The organism is Burkholderia sp. JPY481 (assembly GCF_038900515.1).
In the GTDB taxonomy this organism is placed as follows: domain Bacteria; phylum Pseudomonadota; class Gammaproteobacteria; order Burkholderiales; family Burkholderiaceae; genus Paraburkholderia; species Paraburkholderia youngii.
In genome coordinates this window covers 1-310 of record NZ_JAYMRT010000172.1, presented here as the reverse complement: position 1 = coordinate 310, position 310 = coordinate 1, and the positions used below count along the sequence as shown (strand labels likewise).

Sequence of the window (310 nt, the reverse complement as noted above, 5' to 3'; positions counted from 1 at the left end):
TACCGCGTGCCGTGTACCCGCTCGTTCTTCAAGCTGTTGAAGAAGCTTTCCGTCGGCGCGTTGTCCCAGCAATTGCCTTTGCGACTCATCGAGCAGCGCATCCCGTACGAGGCCAGCTTGCGCTGGACGAGTACCTAAAATCTGTTCAACAATCCAGTGTTGCGACGACCGGTTGAATTCGCCTTGACTGCCTCTATCCGAATGATGCAGGACGCCGGGCGCGGGCCGGCGGCGGAACCACGCCATCGTCAATGCGTCGGTCACGAGGTCCGCCGTCATGCGCGGCTTGACGGACCAACCTACGACCTCC

General features: G+C 60.6%; 1 pseudogene. It reads right to left on the bottom strand.

The annotated features are described in order from the left end of the window. Positions 1 to 310: pseudogene (locus VSR82_RS40195) on the bottom strand (DDE-type integrase/transposase/recombinase); the annotation flags it as partial.